Origin of the sequence: Variovorax sp. SG517, from assembly GCF_013376045.1 — a bacterium.
GTDB lineage: Bacteria > Pseudomonadota > Gammaproteobacteria > Burkholderiales > Burkholderiaceae_C > Variovorax.
Genome location: NZ_JABMJG010000006.1, coordinates 534,843 through 553,392 on the forward strand (window position 1 = coordinate 534,843; position 18,550 = coordinate 553,392).

The window sequence follows — 18,550 nt, forward strand, 5'->3', positions numbered from 1 at the left end:
CGCGGCTTTGCACATTCGGGCGTTGCTGCGTTGCTGCGTGGGTGGCTTGCAATTCGCAGTCGTTCAAAACGGGCGACTCCTGTTCAAGACACGCGCGCCCAGCCGGCTCACCATGCTGCGAGACTCGATCAGGAAGATCGCCATGACGACAAACCCAAGGCCGCCGACCTTGACCACCGCAGGTGGCGCACCCGTGGCGGACAGCCAGCACTCGATCACCGCCGGGCCGCGCGGACCGATCCTCCTGCAGGACTACCAGATGGCCGAAAAGCTCGCCTACCTGGCGCGCGAGCGCATTCCGGAGCGGGTGCTGCACGCCAAGGGCGCCGCCGCGTTGGGCAAGCTGCGCATCACGGGCGACATCGCGCGCCACACCCGCGCGCGCTTTCTGCAGCCGGGCCGGGTCACGCCCGTGCTGGTGCGCTTCTCGGGCCTCACGGGCGAACGCGGCTGCGCGGATGCCGAGCGCGACATGCGCGGCTTCGCCCTCAAGGCCTACACCGAAGAAGGCAACTGGGACCTGGTCGGCAGCCACCTGCCGGTGGCCTGCATTCGCGATCCGCAGAAGTTCCCCGACCTGGTGCGCGCGCTCAAGCGCCACCCGGTGAGCCACCTGCGCTCGCCCACCGCCATCTGGGACTTCTGGTCGCTCTCGCCGGAGAGCATCCACCAGATCGTGATGCTGTTCTCCGATCGCGGCCTGCCCAGCAGCTACCGCCACATGCACGGCTACGGCGCACATGCGTTCGGGCTCATCAACGATGCCAATGAGCGCTGCTGGGTCAAGTTTCATTTCAAGACACGGCAGGGCATTCGCTGCCTCACCGATGCGCAGGCCCGCGCCACCATCGCCGAGGACCGCGAGAGCGCACAGCGCGACCTGTTCGAGGCCATCGAGCGTGGCGAGCATCCGTGCTGGTCGCTGCATGTGCAGCTCATGAGCCAGCAGCAGGCCGAGGCACTGTCCTTCGATGCCTTCGACCCCACCAAGGTCTGGCCGCAAGCCGAATTTCCGCTCGTCGAATTGGGCGAGCTCACGCTCGACGCCAACCCCGACAACTATTTCGCGCAGGTGGAGCAGGCGACCTTCAATCCGGCGCACATGGTGCCGGGCCTGTGCATCTCGCCCGACAGGCTGCTGCAGGGACGGCTGCTGGCGTATGCCGACGCGCAGCGCTACCGCGTCGGCACGCACCATGCAGCGCTGCCGGTGAACCGCCCGCGCGCGCCGGTGCACACCTACCACGCCGACGGTGCGATGCGGCTGGACGTGCCGCCTCGCACCGATGCCTACTACGAACCCAACTCCTTCGGCGGACCGCGCCCTGATCGACAGCACGCCGAGCCGACGTTCCCGCTGAGCGGCGACGCCGGGCGCTTCGACGATCGCCAGGGCCTCGGCGACTATGTGCAGGCCACGGCGCTGTACTGCCGCATGGGAAGCGCAGAGCGGGAGCGCCTGGCCGCCAATATCGCGGCGGCGATGGCAGGTGTGCCCGAGGCCATCCAGCGACGCCAGGTCGAGCACTTCCGTCTGGTTGACGCCGGGTTGGGGCAGGGGATCGCAGCGCAGCTCGGCATCTAGCCGCAGGCCGCAAGGCTCGGAGCGCGGTCAGGGCGCGGGCGGTTTTCGCAAGGCGCGCTCGATGGCGTCCCGCAGTTGCAGCAAACCGAAGGACACATCCGTGAAGACGCCGTTCACGTAGAACGTGGGCGTGGCGCGCACGTTCAGCCGGCGCCCGCCTTCGACCTGCTCCTGCACGCGCTGGCGGTAGACACCGTCCTTCAGCTCGTTCTCAAAGCGTGGCATGTCCAGGTCGAGCTGCCTGGCATAGGCATCCAGGTGCCGGCTGTCGAGGTGGCTCTGGTGATTGAAGAGCAGGTCTGCGTAAGCCCAGAACTTGCCCTGCGCGCTCGCAGCCTCGGCGGCTTGCGCTGCCAGCTCCGCATGCGGATGGACTTCGCGCAGCGGAAATGCCTGTACACGAAGCGCAGCTGTGGCCCGAAGTGCGACAGCGTGAACTGCACGGTCGGGTGAGCCTGGCGGCAGGAGGGGCACTCGAAGTCGCCGAACTCGACCACGGTCACGGGGGCCGACGCTGGCCCGAGGATGTGGTCAGTGGCCGCGTCCGGCGAGAGCAGTGCGAGAAGGGCGAGATCGGGCTTCGCGTGGGATGGCGTGCTCATGGCGGGCCTGTTCGAGGTAGTGGGTACGAAGGATTGCGGAGCTCGGCGTTTCGCATCGGTATCCGCGTTCGGGCATTCTTATTTTTCAAGCTGCGTCTTTTTGCGCCAGCTGCCCGGCGGCATGCCGGTGTACTGGGAAAACACGCGCGTGAAGTGACTCTGGTCGGCAAAGCCGCAAGCCGCGGCAACGTCCGCCAGGGGCCGTTCGAAGTCCTTCAGCAGCGCGCGCGCACGTTCCAGCCGCTGTGCGGTCAGCCATTGGTGCGGCGTCTGGCCGGTGGTCTCGCGAAAGGCGCGGATGAAATAGCTGCGCGACAGGTTGCAGGCGTCGGCAATCTCGGCGATCGAAATGCTGCCGTCCATCTTGCTGCGCAGCATCTCCTTGACGCGCGCCTCGTGCGAGCGCGAAAGCAGCCGGTTGGCCCGGGGCTCGGTCGCAGTCGCAACGCGGCCGTAGTTGTCGATGAGGTAGCTCGTCATCGCGACGCTGAGCTGATCGACGAACAGCAGGCTGACCTCGGCAGGGCGTTCGAGCGCAGGGGTCAGGGCGCTCGCGAGATGGGCGAGGACCTCGTCCCTCACGCCTGCGACATCGACAAGGCCGCCCACGCGCGGCCCCGGTTTTTCGTCCATGGCGCGCTCCAGGGCCGAATGGGAGATCTCGAGCAGCACGAAGTCGAAGCCGCTTTGCATGTCCGCGCGATAGCGGTCGCAGAAATCGCGGACGTAGATCGAGCCCTTGCCGAAGTCGTGACAAGACGCATGGTGTTCATGAAGGATTCGCCGGCGATGACCGTCGCGCAACGAGATGCCGAGCAGGACGCCGCGACCGCTGGGGGCTGTCTCCACATGGTGCCGCTCATGGGCGTTCACGGTCTTGCGATAGATCCGAACGCCGTCAGCCGAAAGTTCCTGATCTCTCTGCAGATGACCGACGGTGCAGCCGAGCAGGTCTTGTGGCATGAGCCCTAGACCTGTGGGGAGAGGTTGACTTCTCGCCTCGTTGAGACTGCTTTCGGCGCGCATGAACTGGGAGGGCGGGAGTTGGAGTGATGGGGTATCCGATTGGCGGCGCTGCGAGGAATGATGGATAGAAATTTTGCGCGCTTCCTTGAAGATATTCCTCGCGCAGTCGATCGAGCCTGTGAGGTCGCACCCTTGTCGGCTCGACCTCGTTCTTCCCGTCGCACATTGCGTGCCAGCCGTCAGTGTAGATGTGGAGTGCCGCCACGGCCGAGCCCCGGTGAGTCTCGAGCGAGGTGAAGCGGTGCTCGATCGGTGCCGAGTGTGCGTTCGCCCCTCCTGCACGAAAACCCCCTTCATCAGCAAAAAACTTGTTCCTGAAAATCAACAGTTGTGCGGGCGTTCAAGGCAGTCGCGGTCGCGAGGCTGTCGCGCAAGCCGATGCGGCGCCTCGGGCGGCGCAAGAAAAACAAGCGTTCAATTTGGGCGCCGAATCTGCAATACGCGCGTCGCGCTGCGCCTCATAGTCGGGCCCCATGGTTCGTCGCCCTCTCGAAACGGGGTGCCTTGCGCGATCCAAGCCCGTTGATTTCTTTCAAGGAAACCATGAATATTCCCGCCGATCCCAGGATCACCGTCTTGCTGGTTCACGTCGTTCTCGAGACTGTCCGGGCAGTCGCTCCCCTTGAAGCGCAAGCTTGACGCTGCCGAGGTAACACATGAAACAGCTCGATCTTCAAACCGTTTTTGACAGCGAACGGCGCAAGCTTCTTCTCGCCAGCGCGGGGGGCATGGCGATCGCCGGTCTCCCGATGGTGGGGAATGCAACCCCCTCCACCAAGCACCGCGCAACCGCGCATTCTCAGAAAGGGCATCACCTCATGAACACGATCACCACCAAGGACGGCGTAGAGATCTTCTACAAGGACTGGGGACCCAAGGACGGCCAGCCCATCATGTTCCATCATGGCTGGCCTCTTTCGAGCGATGACTGGGATGCCCAGATGCTCTTCTTCGTGCAGCGCGGCTACCGGGTAATCGCGCATGACCGGCGCGGCCATGGGCGATCGGCGCAGGTCAGCGAAGGTCACGACATGGACCACTACGCTGCCGATGCCTTCGCCGTCGTCGAGGCACTGAACCTGACCAAGGTCTTCCACGTCGGCCACTCGACCGGCGGCGGTGAGGTTGCGCGCTACGTCGCCAAATTCGGTCAGCCCAGCGGCCGTGCTGCGAAGGCCGTGCTCGTGAGTGCAGTCCCCCCCTTGATGCTCAAGACAGCGAGCAACCCGGAAGGATTGCCGATCGAAGTGTTCGACGGCTTTCGCAAGGGTGTCGCCGACAACCGGGCACAGCTCTTCGTCGACGTCCCGACCGGTCCGTTCTATGGTTTCAACCGCGAGGGCGCGAAGGTCTACCCGGGGGTGATCCAGAACTGGTGGCGCCAGGGCATGATGGGCAGCGCCAAGGCCCACTATGACGGCATCAAGGCGTTTTCGGAGACCGACCAGACCGCGGACCTCCAGGCGATCACCGTGCCGACCCTGGTCATGCACGGCGACGACGACCAGATCGTTCCGATCGCCGACGCCGCGCTGAAGTCGGTCAAGCTGCTGAAGAACGGCACGCTCAAGGTGTACAAGGGCTATTCCCACGGAATGCTCACCGTCAACGCAGACGTCCTCAATCCGGACCTGCTGGCGTTCTTCAAGAGCTGAGGCGTCAGGCGAACGAGCGCCCTCCCGGTGCGTCTGGGGGCGGCGCCTGCAATCGCGTGATGACGAACGGGCAGACGGCCACTCGGCCGCCTGCCCGTTTTCACTTCTGTTCTGTCTGGAACGAACGTTTCGAGGCTGCTCGCCGTGGGCGATTGCCGCGGTTCCGTCAATTGGAAAGAGCCCGGACGCCAAATGAAGGTTTTCTCCTGCCGCATTTAGTCGCCGAACTGAATGCTGAATCTGGGGAAGAAGTATCCCGGGCGATCCTGAAGGGAATCGTGCCGTCAGAGGATATATATCATGACGTGATATATTCGCGGCCGTTCCGTCGACCGCACCGCCATGGCTCCCACACCCCGCAAGCTCGCCAAGAAGGACTTCGAGGCGCTCTCCCAGTTCCGCTACCAGATGCGCCGCTTCGAGCGCTTTTCCGAACGCGCCGCGCAGGCCGAGGGCCTCACGCCGCAGCAGTACCTGGTGCTGCTGCACATCAAGGGCGTGCCGGGGCGCGACTGGGCCACGGTGGGCGAGATCGCGGAGAGGCTGCAGCTGCAGCCCCACGGCGCGGTCGCGCTGGTCACGCGCTGCGAGGCGCTCGAACTCGTGCAGCGCCGGCCCAGCGAAACCGACCGCCGCCAGGTCGAGGTGCACCTGCTCGCCGAGGGCGAGAAGCTGCTGTCGAGGCTGGCCGAACTCCACCGCGCGGAACTGCGCTCGCTCAAGGGCGTGTTCGACGTGCCGCAGATCGATCTTCCCGACGCCTCGTGAGCACCATGACGACCAAGGCTTCCTCCCACCCGCCGCGCGGCGACTTCGCGCTCAACACGCGGTTGATGCGCATCACCCTCATGGCCGCCTTCATCGGCGCCATCAGCACCGTGGCCGCGCGCGTGCTGCTCGACCTGATCCGCTTCTTCACCAACCTGTTCTTCTTCCAGACCTTCTCGCTGGCCGAGCGCTCGCCGGCCACGCACACGCTGGGCGCATGGGTCATCGTGGTGCCGGTGATCGGCGGGCTCATCGTCGGGCTGGTGGCGCGCTACGGCTCCGACAAGATCCGCGGCCACGGCATCCCCGAGGCCATCGAGGCGATCCTGTTCGGCAAGAGCCGCATGTCGCCGAAGGTGGCGCTGCTCAAGCCGCTGTCCTCGGGCATCGTGATCGGCAGCGGCGGGCCCTTCGGCGCCGAGGGGCCGATCATCATGACCGGCGGCGCCATCGGCTCGCTGATCGCGCAGCACTTCCATCTCACCGCGGTCGAGCGCAAGGCGCTGCTGGTGGCGGGCGCGACAGCCGGCATGACGGCCGTGTTCGGCACGCCGGTGGCTGCGGTGCTGCTGGCCGTCGAGCTGCTGCTGTTCGAGCTGCGCCCGCGCAGCCTGCTGCCGGTGGCCGTGGCATGCGCGGTCGCGGGCTTCGCGCGTCCGCTGCTGATGGACCCGGGCCCGCTCTTCCCCTTGCAGACGGCCGTGCCGGGCCCGCTCGCCCTGCTGTCGTGCGTGATCGCGGGCGTGCTGTGCGGCGCGCTGTCGGCGTCGCTTTCGATCTCGCTCTACAAGGTGGAAGACTGGTTCGGCAAGCTGCCGATTCACTGGATGTGGTGGCCCGCCATCGGCGGCCTGGCCGTGGGCATCGGAGGCTGGTTGCAGCCGCGCGCGCTGGGCGTGGGCTACGACGTCATCGGCGACCTGTTGCACAACCACCTCGCGCTCGGCGTGGTGCTCGCGCTGCTGGCGGTGAAGGCCGTCATCTGGGTCATCTCGCTGGGCTCCGGCACCTCGGGCGGCGTGCTCGCGCCGCTGCTGATGATGGGCGCCGGCCTGGGCGTGGTGCTGTCGCACGTGCTGCCGGGCAACGATCCGATGCTGTGGCCGCTGGTGTGCATGGCGGCCACGCTGGGCGGCGTGATGCGCGCGCCGCTCACCGCCTCCATCTTCGCCTTCGGGCTCACGCACGACAGCAACGCGCTACTGCCGCTGCTGGCCACATCGGCCGTGGCCTACGGCTTCACCGTGCTGACGATGCGCCGCTCGATCCTCACCGAGAAGATCGCGCGCCGCGGCTATCACATCTACCGCGAATACGGCATCGATCCGCTGGAGCGGCATTCGGTGGAAGAGGTGATGACGCGCGAGGTGCGCAGCATCGACGCGGCCATGCCGGTGACGCAGGCGCTGTTCGAGCACTTCGGCGAAGGGCAGGCGCATCGCGCCTTCCCGGTGCTGCGCAACGGCGCGGTGATCGGCGTGGCCGATCGCGCGATGCTCGCCGCGCGCAGCACGCGCGACCCCATCGCCACGGTGGGCGATGCCTGCGCCGACGTGCCGCTCTACTTCGCGCTGCCGGGGGAGAACTGCCGCGCCGTCGCCACGCGGCTCGCGCGCCACCGGCTGGAGCGCCTGCCGGTGGTGAAAGAAGCGCAGTCGCTTGCGCTGGTGGGCATCGTGGCGCGCAGCGACCTCATCAAGCCTTCCCTCGCGCACTTCGACGAAGAGGAAAAGCGCGAGCGCATGCGTGGGCTGCCCTGGCAGGACTGAGTCCACTTCGGACTGCCGCGAGTTTGCGGTCCATTCTCGCACTCGTATCGGCGCGCCGACATCTCTCGTCAAACCAATGGTGAGCGCCCCGTCCTTCCGTCGACCGGAGCCCAGCCCGAGTCCGTGATCTTCAAGCGGCGGTCATGGATGCAGCGAAGGCGACGCACTCCACGAGGTTGAGAGCGGCCTGCAGCAGGTACTATGGAGCGCTTTGGCCTTGCCGCACCGTCCGCAGATTCGTACAGCTTCGAAGTGCATCTGGTCAAGAGCGCACAGCAGATCGTTGTCGGATCTGACGTCAGCATCCTCGATGCACTGCTTCAGTCGGGCGTAAACATAGGTTGCTCCTGCCGTCAACGCATCTGCAGCGCCTGCGAGGTCCGCGTTCTTGAAGGCGTCGCGGATCATCGGGACGAAATCCTGACCGATGCAGGGCGGTCGAGCAACAAGACGATGATGGTTTGCTGTTCCCGCGCACGCAGCCGAACATTGGTGCTCGACCTCTAGGGAAGGCAGACTTCACCTTGAACAGATGGTCGATACGGCTATCGGTAGCCGACCAATGCGTACGCCTCTTGATGCAGTGCGACCCATCTTGCTCGCGTCCAAGTCTCGCTCCGCTCCTCTGCAGAGTACGACTGATGTGCGCACCGTTGTCACTTGCTCGCCGCGCCTCGGCAAATTCTCCCCGTGAGTTGAATGTGCATGGAGCAGGGTTCTGCTGGAGTTCGAAGATAGGGTCTCGCCCTGCGAGAGTTGCAACCGCAGCGACTTCTTCATCGGCATTCACCGGCGCAACCCGGTCCGTCTCCATCGCTTCAAGGTGCCTCTGCCGTCCACCACCGATGGACGCCTGCCGGCGATCAAGGGCGAGCGTCTTCGCTGCAGATCAGTGGATACGTCTCCTGATTTACGGAACTCTATAAAAAATAGGACGTTTTGGTGGCGACGATCGAGATGGCGCGCGCGGGCCTGGGCCTCGATCCTGCGGCGGGGCTGGACTGCATCTGCGACTTGATTGGGCTGGAGGACCCACAGGACGCGGATTACGACCAGAACGTGGAGGGGCTGCTCCGACTTGCTGCGTGCATCTGGCGCTTGAGACACTCGCTTCTTTCGCCTGCCTCCGCCTCAGGCGCATCCGTAGCACCCCAAATAGCAGGCCTATCTTTCTGCCACCCACAACTTCGAGTTGAACATGCAAGACGCCGGCAGGCGAGTTCACTGGGTTCCTTCTACGCCCTAATGGATTGCAATTGTCCCCTCAGCAAGCGTCTGAATCGCATACCTAACGCACGCTTCGATTGCCCGGCTGGCACGTGGGTACAAGGCGTTGACAACAGTCCGCACGAACGCAACACATGCAGCTTGTGCTGCGCCGGCAACCGCATCGCCAATTCATGCCGCCGGGTAGTGCACGGCAAGATCGCGCAAGCCGAGCCCCGGATGGCGGAAAGCGCCTGAGAAGGCAGATCTGCGCCCCAGCAAATGTCGCGATCTCACGGGCTCCCTCGCTCCGACTGAGCGGCCATCAATTCCCCGCCATGCTGCTGGGCCCAGCGGATCAGGCTCTCGAACGGCTGCTGCAGCGTGCGTCCCAACGGGGTAATCGAATACACCACGGCAATTGGCGAACTTGCGATGACCTGTCTGTTAATCAAGCCGTTCCTTTCCAGTCGGCGCAGAGCTTCTGTCAGCGCCTTGTGGGTGATCGGATCGAGGCGGCGCTTGATCGCATTGAAGCGCGCCGGCTCCTCGCAAAGAACTGCCAGGACGAGGACCGACCACTTGCTGGCGATCTGTTCGAGCACCGGCTTCGTGCTGTTGATTTCGGCGAGCACGGTCGCGACGTCTTGAGGCATGACGCTTTCCTTTCGTATATCTAGCATAGATCGAGTGCGTAATTGACACTAGATATACGAAATGCATCATGCATGGTTCATTCACTCAAGCAAAGCTACGCCATGTCAAGACTTCCTGGAAAGATTGCCCTCATCACCGGCGGCAGCAGCGGCATCGGGCTGGCCGTCGCGCGCCGCTTCGCGGCGGAGGGCGCAAAGGTCTTCATTGCCGGCCGCAAGCAGAGGCAGCTCGACCAAGCGCTCTCCCAGATCGGCAACGGTGCCGAGGGGATCCAGGCAGACGTCACCCAAACCGCCGACCTCGAGCGGCTTTTTGCAACCCTGTCCAAACGCACCGGCCGGCTCGACGTGCTGGTCACGTCGTCCGGGATCGCCGAGTACGCGACCCTTGCAGACACCACCGAGGAGCACATCGACCGCGCCTTCGACCTGAACGTCCGCGCGATGGTCTTGACGGTTCAGCGCGCAACGCAATTGATGACGGATGGCGGATCAATCGTGCTGGTCGGCTCGATCGCCAGCAGCATCGCCAACCCCGGCTATGCCACCTACTCGGCCTCCAAGGCAGCGGTGCGTTCGTATGCCCGGACCTGGACCCACGAGCTGGCCGGCCGGGGCATCCGCGTGAACACGCTCAGCCCGGGACCTACCGACACGCCGATGTTTGATGGGGTGGGCGAGGACGTGCGCCGGGCTTTGACGAACCGGATTCCGTTCGGGCGCCTTGGCCGGCCGGAAGAGATCGCAGCCGCCACTCTGTTCCTCGCAAGCGAAGACAGCCGCTATGTCGGCGGCGCAGACCTGCATGTCGATGGCGGCATGGTGGCGTGATGCAGGCACTTCGCGGGGACGCCTTCACCACTCGGATCGATCCGCCTTCCAAGTTAGCGCGCTTCTTCTGCCTTCTCGTTGGCAGGCATGCGGAACGCCGTCTCGGCCTCGTCGTCTGTCATCCCGGCCTATTTTCTGGGCCTGCTGCGCGAGGTGATCATCAGGCGATCGACCGCGGGCCTTCCTGACCTTTCAGGCCAAGCTCGCAACCGACTGAAAGCCAGAGATACGGAACGGCCCGTTCAATCGACTCGCGGACGGCCGGTTGTGGTTCCCATCATCCGGGCCAGTTCCTTCTTGGGCAGATGGCCTGCCTTCGATAGCTGCTGTTCTCGCTCGGAGCGCAGAATCTTCAGCACATCGGATGGGCCCACGCCAAAGCTTTCCTTGAATTTGCGTTGAAAGCTGCGCCGTGACATGTGGCACAGCGCCGCCATGTCGTCCACGGTCCAGCGCAAAGACAATTGCGCCTCGATCTTTTCGATGAGCTTCGCAAACGGTGCCCCCGCCCGGTCCTGCAGCCGAAGCGTCTGGCTGTACTGTCGCTGGTCGCCGGTGCGGCGCAGGTAGACAACAAGGCGGCGCGCGACGCGCTGAGCGATCAGGGCACCGCAGTCGCGCTCCACCAGTACAAGTGCGAGATCAATGCCGGCAGTCACGCCTGCTGTGGTCCAGTACTTTCCACTCTCGCAGAAGATCTGCTCGTCCGCCACGTCCAGTCGAGGAAACTCGCGGCGCAGCCGCTCTGCGGTACGCCAATGGGTGGTCACACGATGGCTGTCCAGCAATCCCGTGGCGGCCAGCAGGAAGGCGCCGGTACAGACGCTGCAGGTTCGCTCGGTCGTGCGGTCCTGCGCCCGCAGGCATTCCAGCAGCGCCAGGTCCTTGCTCGCTGCATACACACCTTCTCCGCCGGGAACGACAAGCGTGTGGGGCTGCCACTTCACCGATTCCGCAAGCGAATGGCCGACCAGTATGCGCAGCCCGCCATCAGGGGTGGACGCCGTTGCTTCGGGACCGAATGTGGCGAGCTCGTAGCGCACGTGTCCCAACTCTTCGTTGGCCGTGGTGAATGCCTGCCAGGGGCCACTGAGGTCAAGAGGCTGGAAGTTCGGAAAGACCAGAAACGCCACGCGTATTGGCGCGCCGCCCCCCATTTTTGGCACACCTGGAAGGGGCCCGACTTCTAGAGTTCTCGTTTTAAGGAGCGTCTTCATGCAAGTGAACTTTCTGCTATTTCCGGCGTTGACACAACTGGATCTGACTGGCCCATTCGAGGTGCTCGCACGCGCGCCAGGCTTCAAGATTGACTTCGTCTCGCCGACCATGGACCCCATCCGCTCGGATCGGGGTTTGACGATGATGCCGACGGCCACCTTCGCGACCGCCGGCCCTTGCGACATCCTGGTGGTGCCGGGCGGCCCCGGCACGGATGACGCGCTGGTGGACCCGGCCTGGGTGGAATTCACGGCGAGCCAGGCCGCCAACGCACAATTCATCCTCGGCGTGTGCACCGGTTCGCTCCTGCTGGGGGCCGCAGGACTGCTGCACGGCAAGCGGGCAGCATGCCATTGGCAAGCGAGAGAGTTTCTGGCTTCGTTCGGAGCGATTCCCGATGACGCGCGCACCTGCATCGACGGAAACATCATCACGTCTGGCGGCGTGACGTCCGGGATCGACATGGCCCTTCGGGCGGTGGCAGTGATGCTGGACGAAGACGCCGCAAAGCAGATTCAGCTCCAGATCGAATACGACCCGGAGCCGCCATTCGAGGGCGGCACTCCCCGCACGTCGCCCGACTACATCGTGAAGCGGTGCCTGGAGGCCACGCGCAAGCGACACGCGCTGCGCAGCCAAGCAGTCGCACGCGCCGCAGCGGCCATGGGCGCCGCGGCAATCCCGACTGCGTGAACGAAGGAGCGCGACATGTCTTCGCTTCTACGTTCGACCGCCGTTTTGATGCTCGCAGTCCTCTTCGGAAATTGCCACGCTGGTTTTCCGGACAAGCCCATCAACATCATCGTTCCCTACGCTGCGGGAGGGCCGATGGACAAGCTAGCCCGCCAGCTTGCGCCCCAGATGAGCAGTTTGCTCGGTCAACCCGTGATCGTGCAAAACCAGGGTGGGGCGGGCGGAAACATCGGCGTGGCCATGGCCAAGCGCGCTGCGCCCGATGGCTACACTCTGTTGCTCGATCACGTGCACATGGCCACGGCCCCTTCGCTGTACCGCAAGCTCGACTTTGCGCCCGCAATCGACTTCGAGCCCCTGGGCGTGGTTGCCGAGTCGCCGCTGATTCTCATCAGCAGAACTGACGTTCCCAACGTCTTCGCCGACCTGTTGCGCTGGATGGCGCGGCAGCCCCAAGTGACCCTGGCAAATGCCGGCATCGGATCGGCCTCGCACCTGTGCGGCCTGCTGCTGCAGTCCTCGCTGAAGCTGCGCATGACCACTGTCCCGTACAAAGGAACCGGCCCGGCCATGATCGACTTGATGAGCGGCCAGGTCGACCTGATGTGCGACCTGACAGCCAATGCGCTGCCGCAGATTCAAGCTGGCAAGGTGCGTCCGATTGCTGTCACGGTGCGCGAGCCGATGAGCGGTACGCCGCTGGAGGCCGTCCCATCGATGGAGAAGCTGGGCATTGCCCAAGGCCCCCTCACCATCTGGTACGGCTTGTACGCTCCTCGCGGCACGCCGACGCCGGTCATTCAACAGCTGTCAGCCGCACTGACCACGGTGACGAACAGCGCTGCTTTTCGCAAACAGCAGATGGACTCCGGCCTGAACCCGGTCAACGACTGGCGCCTGACCCCGGCTGGGCATCGCAAGTATCTGCACGAAGAGATCAATCGTTGGGCTGGACCTATCAAGGCGGCTGGCGAGTATGCCGATTGAGACACGGGCGTGTACATCTTCGACGATGAGCGTAAACGACGCGCCGGTCCCACAGGCGCACTTTCAGGGAAATCGGTGGTCTCGCCCAAAGCGCAACGCTACTTCTGCGGAGTACAGCGCCTGTGCTGGGAAGCTGGTTCGCGCGCTGGTGCTGATGCCCTCGCTGGTGGTGCTCGATGAGCCCGTGGCGGCGATCGACGAGTCGGCGCAGGCGCAGATCCTGAATCTGCTGCGCGTGATGAACGCCGTGTGTTGGTCGGCGGTCGCTGGTCACACTGGCATTGCGAAATACCTAACACTTCTTCGCTCATCTTCCGAAACGGGCCTTCCCTGATGGCAGATCGAAGTTGAACTTTTGAGCATGCTTGTGGAAGGGACTGACTGCTATCTATGGAGACCACCCTGTCGCCGCGTCGTTGTGCTCTGCGACGCACAGAGCATCGGCCGTGCCGATGAAGGCCACGCGCGATGTGTCCCTGTCCGGGGCGCTCAGCTGGCCTTGATCTGGAAGCGCTGGATGATCTGCCGATACTGCTCCGACTCGTTCTTCATGCGCTGTGCGAAAGGAACCGCAGGCATGGCGACCGGATCCGTGCCCAGAGCCTGCAGGCGCTCGCGCACGGCGGGCTGGGCCAGCGCCGCGGCCGCGGACTTCTGAAGGCGGTCCACCGCCTCAGCCGGCGCCTTGGCTGGCGTCAGAAGGCCATACCAGGCGACGAAGTCGACGTCTTTCATGAGGCCCGCGGCTTCGCCGATCGTGGGCACCTGCGCCAGCAGCGGTGAGCGCTGTGGCTGCGTCACGGCCAGCGCACTAATCTTTCCGGCCGTGATGTGCGGCAGCAGCGGTGGCGCGCCGACCAAGGCGAAAGCGATCTCGCCCCCCAGCAGAGCGACGGTGGCGGGGCCAGCACCCTTGTAGGGCACGTGCACGATGTCCAGGCCGCTTTGCACACGCAGAAGCTCCACTGCCACGTGCATGGGCGAGCCATTGCCTGGCGTGCCCACGGTGACGCCGCCCGGGCGCTTCTTGGCGGCGGCGAGGGCCTCGCTCAGCGTGGCCGCACCCAGTGAGTGCAGGCAGGCGATCACGCTGGGCGACTGCGACACCAGCTCGATCGGCTTGAAGTCGACGAGCGGCTGGTAGCTCGCCTTCTGCAGCCAGGGCGTGATGGTGAGCTCCGGATTGCCCGCGAACAGCACCGTGTAGCCGTCGGGCGCCGCACGCGCCACGAGTTCGGCGCCCAGCATGCCGCCAGCGCCGCCACGGTTGTCCACCACCAGACTCTGGCCGAGGTCATCGGCCATCGCCTTGGCGACCAGGCGCGCCACGGCATCGATGCCGCCGCCCGCGGCGTAGGGCACCACCATGCGGATCGGTGCGGTGGGCCACGCCTGTGCGCTTGCCAGGCGCGGCAGCGCCAGAGCAGCGGGGGCGGCGCCCAGGGCCGCGAGGATGTCTCGTCTCTTCATCGCGTGTCTCCGTATTCTCGTTGTCGTTGTCGTTGTCGTTGTCGTTGTCGGCGGTCAGTCCAGCACGCGGCCCGCGTTGAGGATGCCCGCCGGGTCCAGGGCCATCTTGATGCGGCGGGTCAGCGCCAGCTCGCTCTCGCCGCGTGTGATGGAAAGAACCTCCTTCTTGAGCCGGCCGACGCCATGCTCGGCGCTCACGGTACCGCTGCGGCCGCGCAGGGCCTCGTAGACGATGCGGTCACACGCGGCGTGCTGCGCGTCGTCGAGTGGACCGCAGATCAGGTGCAGGTTGTTGTCGCCCAGGTGGCCCAGGAACAGGTGGCGGGCCGCGGGCAAGGCGGAGCGCAGGGCCGTGTCGACTTCCTGCACATAAGGACCGGTCTCGCGCCAGGGCAGACCCACGTCGTAGGTGCCGGCGGGCTTCAGACGCGTGAGCACCTCGGGGATCGCTTCGCGCAGCCGCCAGAAGGCCTCGTGCTGGGCCAGCGATGTGGCAATCGCCGCGTCCTCGATCTCCTCGGCCTCCACCGCATCGGCTAGGCTGGCTTGAAGCGCTTCGCTTAGGTCGCTGACGCTGGCATGCGCCTCGCCGGCGACTTCCACCAGCACATGCCAGGGCGAATCGGCCAGCGGCCGCGCCGTGCCGCTAAGCTGCGAGGCCAGTGCGACGAAATCGCCCGACATGAACTCGAAGGCGCACAGCGAGGAACCAAGCCTCTGCCGCAGCCGACGCAGCAGCGCCGGCAGATGCTCGAAGCGCGAGGCCGACACCCACGCCGCCTGGGGCTCGCCCATCGGCGGATGCAGCCGAAGGGTCAGCCGCGTGATGACGCCCAGCGTGCCCTCGGTGCCGACGAAGAGCTGGCGGGCTTCCAGCCCAGTGCTGTTCTTGATCAGCCGGCCCAACGACTCGACGATGGTGCCGTCGGCCAGCACGGCCTCCACCCCGAGCACCTGGTCACGCATGGTCCCGAAGCGCAGCACGCGGATGCCGCCGGCATTGGTCGACGCGTTGCCGCCCATCTGGCAGCTGCCGCGCGCACCCAGGTCCACCGCGAAGTGCCAGCCGGCAGCGGTCGCCGCCTCTTGCACGCTCTGGAGCGTGGCGCCCGCCTGCACCTGCATCAGGCCTTCGAGTTCATCGAGCGACTCGATGCGGTTCATGCGCTCCAGGTTGATGACCACATCGCCGGCATCGGGCACCGCGCCGCCGGACACGCCGGTCATGCCGCCCTGGATGGTCACGCGTTGGCCCTGCGCATGGCAGCGCTGCAGGATGGCCGACACCTCGGCCGTGGAGGTCGGCCGAAGCACCTCGCGCGGCCGGCCGCCCTGCAGGCCGCTCCAGTCGGCCAGGAAGCGCGGATCAATGTCGGCCTCGGCCTCACTCATGGTGCTGCTCATGATGTCGCGCCCGCAGGCACCGGCGTCGAGGTCGAGGAGCCAAGCATGTGCGCCTTCTCGACGCCGCCATAGCCCTCGATCATGGCGGCCTGATCGGCCTTGGCCTGGGCGTCCACGGTATTGGGATCGCAGATGCGGCCGAGCGCGGCGCGCATGCGTGCCAGCGTCTCGGCATGTGCCGGGTCGCCGGCCAGGTCATGCAGCTCCTCGGGATCGGTCTCCAAGTCGAAGAGTTCGGGTGCGAAACCCACGTAGTGGTGGTACTTCCAGCGGCCCAGGCGCAGCATGAAGCCGGCCGAATTGCTTCCGGCCGCGTGGTACTCGGACAGCACCGGCCGATCGGGCCGATCCGGCGATCTGGCGATCGCGAAAAGCGAGCGACCGGGGCGCTCGCCCATCTCGGGCGCCGGATCGATGCCCGCCGACTCCAGGATGGTGGGAAACAGGTCGAGCAGGTCGACTGGCGTGCGGCACACGCCTGGTTCCACGCCGGGGCCCGCAAGCAGCATGGGCACCTTGACGCTCTCCTCATAGAGCGTGCTCTTTCCCCAGACGCCGCGCGCCCCCAGGTTGTCGCCATGGTCCGAGGTATAGACGACCTGGGTGCTGCCGCCCAAGCCGCTGTCGTTCAGCGCGCCGAGGATCTGTCCCACGTTGTGGTCCAGCCAGGAGACGAGGCCGTAGTAGGCCGCGAAGGCGCGGCGGCGCTCGTCGGCGTCCTTGAACTTTTCTTCCGAGCCCATGAAGTCGCAGTACTCCTGCACCCAGGGATGCCGTGCGTAGCCCGTGCCCGGATGCAGCTTGGGCTCGCCGAGCTTGTCGAGCGGATAGAGGTCGTAGAAGGCCTGTGGCACTACCAGCGGAAAGTGCGGCGCAACCAGGCCGACATAGAGCACGAAGGGCTCGTCGGGCCGGCTGCCGGCGTCGCGCAGCCACTCCATCGTGCGCGCGGCCACGGAGCGGTCGTACTGCGTGTACGAGGATTCGCCGGGGCCGATGCGCTCGCCCAGCATGCGCGGGCCATCGGGCCGCGGACGGTACGGATTGCGGATCGAGGCCCACACCATGCCGTGGCCGCCCACCACGTGCATGGGCAGGTGCTCGGCATCGAAGCCGGCCGGGTCTTCCTCGCTGCGGTAGTGCAGCTTGCCGATGCTCTCCACCCGCACGCCATGGTCCTGCAGCACGTGGCCCCAGCCACGCTGCCGGCCGGTATAGGGCATGGCGTTGTCCCACAGGCGAAGCTGGTGCACGCGCAGGCCGGTGGCGAAGGCGGCACGCGCCGGCACGCAGATCGGACTTGGCGTATAGGCGTCGGTGAAGCGCCGGCCCCGCGCCGCGAGCGCGTCGAGGTTGGGGGTCTGGACGAAAGGATGTCCGGAGCAGCCCATGATGCGGGGGTCGTGCTCGTCGGACATGATGACGACGAGGTTGCGTCGGCTCATGCTGGTTGTCTCCGTGTGATGCGCGCCGCTCGAAGGGCACGACGTCGCTACTGTGCAACCCGGCGGAGGCCGCGTCCAATACCGTCTGTGATGCAGCAGCCTTTGTTTTTTCTTATGGCTCGGTGCTCGTCGAGGAAGACGGCCGCAGGCGCCGCCCTGGCAGCCGACCCTTTGAGATGAGGCGGTGGACCACATCGACGACGAGGTCACGCACCGCCAGCTCGACGGGGCCCGGAGTGGGGCTTTCGGGCCAGGCCACGGCCTGCACGCGTGCGAGGTCGCCGCCGCGGATCGGACGTCCCTCCACATCGCCCAGCGCCACCGCATCCACGCAGGCGCTGGGCGGCATGATGGCGAAGGCCAGGCCCTCGCGGACCACCGCCATCAGCATCGGCGGGCTGTTCAGCTCATAGCGCACGTCCAGCCGCAGGCCTTGCTGAGTCGCGGCGCGCTCGATGATCTTGCGCAGGTCGTGCGCGCCGTCGGGCTCGGCCAGCGGCAGCCCTGCCACGCGCGCGAACGAGGGCGTGGCCGGCAGCGCATGCATCGCCTCGACCGTTCCATACAGCATGAATCGTTCCTCGTAGAGCGGCACTGAGGCGATGCCGTGAAGCTCCGAGGCGCCAGGCATCACGGCCAGGTGCACCCGGCCGGATTCGAGCTGCATTCGCACCTCGGACGAAAGGCCTTCGCTCACGTCCAGCGACACACCGGGATGGCGCTCCTGCACCTGCCGCAGCAGTGGGGCGACCACCACTGCCGCCAGCGATCCGGCCATGGCCAGCCGCACCACCCCCTGGATGCGGGCCTCGCTGCCCGCCACCTGCGCCGGCAGGGTGTCCAGCCGCGCCAGCAGCTCGACGGCCTCGGCGAACAGGCGCTCGCCGGCCAGCGACAGGTCCACGCCGCGCGCATGCCGCTCGAACAGCCGGACGCCCATCAATCCTTCGAGCGCGGCGATGTTTTGGCTCAGCGCCGGCTGGGCGATGGCCAGTTGCGCGGCAGCGCGGGAGAAGCTGCGGCTTTGCGCAATGGCGACGAAGTAGCGCAGTTGGCGGAGAGTGAGTTTCATGGAGGCAGTATCCGGGTGCCGCGGGCTTGGCGCCATGCGGTGGCATCCCAGTCCAGCCGGCCAGGCGGCTAGGAGTCTGGGCGGCAGAAGCTACGGAGCTCGGGTGAGCTGGACTTGGGGCAAGTGCTTTCGGGGCGCTTGGCCGTTGCGCACGGTGATGAGG

General features: G+C 65.9%; 16 protein-coding genes and 1 pseudogene. 9 read left to right on the forward strand and 8 right to left on the reverse strand.

Features of this window, described 5'->3' with window-relative positions:
* The first annotated feature begins 142 nt into the window (after window positions 1–142).
* Window positions 143–1,585 (forward strand): catalase, encoded by a 1,443-nt coding sequence (locus FHT32_RS21100; RefSeq protein ID WP_256099090.1) that lies wholly within the window; start codon window positions 143–145, stop codon window positions 1,583–1,585.
* 27 nt (window positions 1,586–1,612) lie between these two features.
* On the opposite strand, the pseudogene FHT32_RS35455 reads toward FHT32_RS21100, so the two are convergent.
* Both FHT32_RS35455 and FHT32_RS21110 read right to left on the reverse strand, forming a co-directional pair.
* Window positions 1,613–2,187 (reverse strand): annotated as a pseudogene (locus FHT32_RS35455) (DsbA family protein).
* A 78-nt stretch (window positions 2,188–2,265) separates the two neighbouring features.
* Complete coding sequence (locus FHT32_RS21110; RefSeq protein WP_256099091.1) at window positions 2,266–3,150, reverse strand: AraC family transcriptional regulator; 885 nt, start codon at window positions 3,148–3,150, stop codon at window positions 2,266–2,268.
* An 881-nt stretch (window positions 3,151–4,031) separates the two neighbouring features.
* Between FHT32_RS21110 and FHT32_RS21115 the strand changes: the two genes are divergently transcribed.
* The 4 genes from FHT32_RS21115 (at window position 4,032) to FHT32_RS21130 (ending at window position 7,912) form a co-directional block, all read left to right on the forward strand.
* Complete coding sequence (locus FHT32_RS21115; RefSeq protein WP_176666589.1) at window positions 4,032–4,868, forward strand: alpha/beta fold hydrolase; 837 nt, start codon at window positions 4,032–4,034, stop codon at window positions 4,866–4,868.
* Between the two features lie 342 nt (window positions 4,869–5,210).
* Entirely contained in the window at window positions 5,211–5,636 is a 426-nt protein-coding gene (locus FHT32_RS21120; protein ID WP_176666522.1) for a MarR family winged helix-turn-helix transcriptional regulator, read from the forward strand.
* Between the two features lie 5 nt (window positions 5,637–5,641).
* Window positions 5,642–7,405, forward strand: a complete 1,764-nt coding sequence (locus tag FHT32_RS21125) for a chloride channel protein (protein WP_176666523.1) — start codon at window positions 5,642–5,644, stop codon at window positions 7,403–7,405.
* Window positions 7,406–7,606: 201 nt separating this feature from the next.
* Window positions 7,607–7,912, forward strand: coding sequence for a 2Fe-2S iron-sulfur cluster binding domain-containing protein (locus tag FHT32_RS21130; RefSeq protein ID WP_176666524.1), 306 nt, complete (start codon window positions 7,607–7,609; stop codon window positions 7,910–7,912).
* Between the two features lie 992 nt (window positions 7,913–8,904).
* Here FHT32_RS21130 and FHT32_RS21135 read toward each other — a convergent pair.
* Window positions 8,905–9,267, reverse strand: a complete 363-nt coding sequence (locus tag FHT32_RS21135) for a helix-turn-helix domain-containing protein (RefSeq protein ID WP_176666525.1) — start codon at window positions 9,265–9,267, stop codon at window positions 8,905–8,907.
* 102 nt (window positions 9,268–9,369) lie between these two features.
* On the opposite strand from FHT32_RS21135, the gene FHT32_RS21140 reads away from it, so the two are divergent.
* Window positions 9,370–10,098: an SDR family NAD(P)-dependent oxidoreductase gene (locus FHT32_RS21140; RefSeq protein WP_176666526.1), complete on the forward strand. Its 729-nt coding sequence runs from the start codon at window positions 9,370–9,372 to the stop codon at window positions 10,096–10,098.
* Window positions 10,099–10,340: 242 nt separating this feature from the next.
* Here FHT32_RS21140 and FHT32_RS21145 read toward each other — a convergent pair whose 3' ends face one another.
* Entirely contained in the window at window positions 10,341–11,315 is a 975-nt protein-coding gene (locus FHT32_RS21145) for a GlxA family transcriptional regulator (protein WP_371132230.1), read from the reverse strand.
* On the opposite strand from FHT32_RS21145, the gene FHT32_RS21150 reads away from it, so the two are divergent.
* From FHT32_RS21150 to FHT32_RS34810, 3 genes are read left to right on the forward strand one after another with little or no spacing between them, the layout of a single operon-like run.
* Complete coding sequence (locus tag FHT32_RS21150; RefSeq protein ID WP_176666527.1) at window positions 11,314–12,009, forward strand: DJ-1/PfpI family protein; 696 nt, start codon at window positions 11,314–11,316, stop codon at window positions 12,007–12,009. The genes FHT32_RS21145 and FHT32_RS21150 overlap by 2 nt on opposite strands.
* A 15-nt stretch (window positions 12,010–12,024) precedes the next feature.
* Window positions 12,025–12,996 (forward strand): tripartite tricarboxylate transporter substrate-binding protein, encoded by a 972-nt coding sequence (locus FHT32_RS21155; protein ID WP_176666528.1) that lies wholly within the window; start codon window positions 12,025–12,027, stop codon window positions 12,994–12,996.
* Window positions 12,997–13,021: 25 nt separating this feature from the next.
* Entirely contained in the window at window positions 13,022–13,330 is a 309-nt protein-coding gene (locus FHT32_RS34810; protein WP_218088354.1) for a hypothetical protein, read from the forward strand.
* Window positions 13,331–13,485: 155 nt separating this feature from the next.
* Here the strand turns inward: FHT32_RS34810 and FHT32_RS21165 are convergent, their stop codons facing one another.
* The 4 genes from FHT32_RS21165 to FHT32_RS21180 all read right to left on the reverse strand — a co-directional run bounded on the left by FHT32_RS21165 (window position 13,486) and on the right by FHT32_RS21180 (window position 18,387).
* Entirely contained in the window at window positions 13,486–14,466 is a 981-nt protein-coding gene (locus tag FHT32_RS21165; protein WP_176666529.1) for a tripartite tricarboxylate transporter substrate binding protein, read from the reverse strand.
* 54 nt (window positions 14,467–14,520) lie between these two features.
* Window positions 14,521–15,870 (reverse strand): FAD-binding oxidoreductase, encoded by a 1,350-nt coding sequence (locus FHT32_RS21170; protein ID WP_176666530.1) that lies wholly within the window; start codon window positions 15,868–15,870, stop codon window positions 14,521–14,523.
* A complete protein-coding gene (locus FHT32_RS21175; protein WP_176666531.1) occupies window positions 15,867–17,315 on the reverse strand; it encodes a sulfatase-like hydrolase/transferase in 1,449 nt (482 codons plus the stop codon). Before FHT32_RS21175 ends, FHT32_RS21170 begins: the two co-directional genes overlap by 4 nt.
* A gap of 112 nt (window positions 17,316–17,427) precedes the next feature.
* Window positions 17,428–18,387 carry a LysR family transcriptional regulator gene (locus tag FHT32_RS21180; protein ID WP_176666532.1) on the reverse strand — a complete coding sequence of 320 codons (960 nt, stop codon included), beginning with the start codon at window positions 18,385–18,387 and terminating at the stop codon, window positions 17,428–17,430.
* Between the last annotated feature and the right edge of the window lie 163 nt (window positions 18,388–18,550).

Coding starts and splice junctions, on each gene's coding strand:
- FHT32_RS21140 (WP_176666526.1), top strand. CDS start 9,370: ATGTCAAGACTTCCTGGAAAGATTGCCCTCATCACCGGCGGCAGCAGC.
- FHT32_RS21170 (WP_176666530.1), bottom strand. CDS start 15,870: ATGAGCAGCACCATGAGTGAGGCCGAGGCCGACATTGATCCGCGCTTC.
- FHT32_RS21120 (WP_176666522.1), top strand. CDS start 5,211: ATGGCTCCCACACCCCGCAAGCTCGCCAAGAAGGACTTCGAGGCGCTC.
- FHT32_RS34810 (WP_218088354.1), top strand. CDS start 13,022: ATGAGCGTAAACGACGCGCCGGTCCCACAGGCGCACTTTCAGGGAAAT.
- FHT32_RS21165 (WP_176666529.1), bottom strand. CDS start 14,466: ATGAAGAGACGAGACATCCTCGCGGCCCTGGGCGCCGCCCCCGCTGCT.
- FHT32_RS21110 (WP_256099091.1), bottom strand. CDS start 3,150: ATGCCACAAGACCTGCTCGGCTGCACCGTCGGTCATCTGCAGAGAGAT.
- FHT32_RS21100 (WP_256099090.1), top strand. CDS start 143: ATGACGACAAACCCAAGGCCGCCGACCTTGACCACCGCAGGTGGCGCA.
- FHT32_RS21180 (WP_176666532.1), bottom strand. CDS start 18,387: ATGAAACTCACTCTCCGCCAACTGCGCTACTTCGTCGCCATTGCGCAA.
- FHT32_RS21150 (WP_176666527.1), top strand. CDS start 11,314: ATGCAAGTGAACTTTCTGCTATTTCCGGCGTTGACACAACTGGATCTG.
- FHT32_RS21135 (WP_176666525.1), bottom strand. CDS start 9,267: ATGCCTCAAGACGTCGCGACCGTGCTCGCCGAAATCAACAGCACGAAG.
- FHT32_RS21145 (WP_371132230.1), bottom strand. CDS start 11,315: ATGAAGACGCTCCTTAAAACGAGAACTCTAGAAGTCGGGCCCCTTCCA.
- FHT32_RS21115 (WP_176666589.1), top strand. CDS start 4,032: ATGAACACGATCACCACCAAGGACGGCGTAGAGATCTTCTACAAGGAC.
- FHT32_RS21175 (WP_176666531.1), bottom strand. CDS start 17,315: ATGAGCCGACGCAACCTCGTCGTCATCATGTCCGACGAGCACGACCCC.
- FHT32_RS21125 (WP_176666523.1), top strand. CDS start 5,642: ATGACGACCAAGGCTTCCTCCCACCCGCCGCGCGGCGACTTCGCGCTC.
- FHT32_RS21130 (WP_176666524.1), top strand. CDS start 7,607: ATGGAGCGCTTTGGCCTTGCCGCACCGTCCGCAGATTCGTACAGCTTC.
- FHT32_RS21155 (WP_176666528.1), top strand. CDS start 12,025: ATGTCTTCGCTTCTACGTTCGACCGCCGTTTTGATGCTCGCAGTCCTC.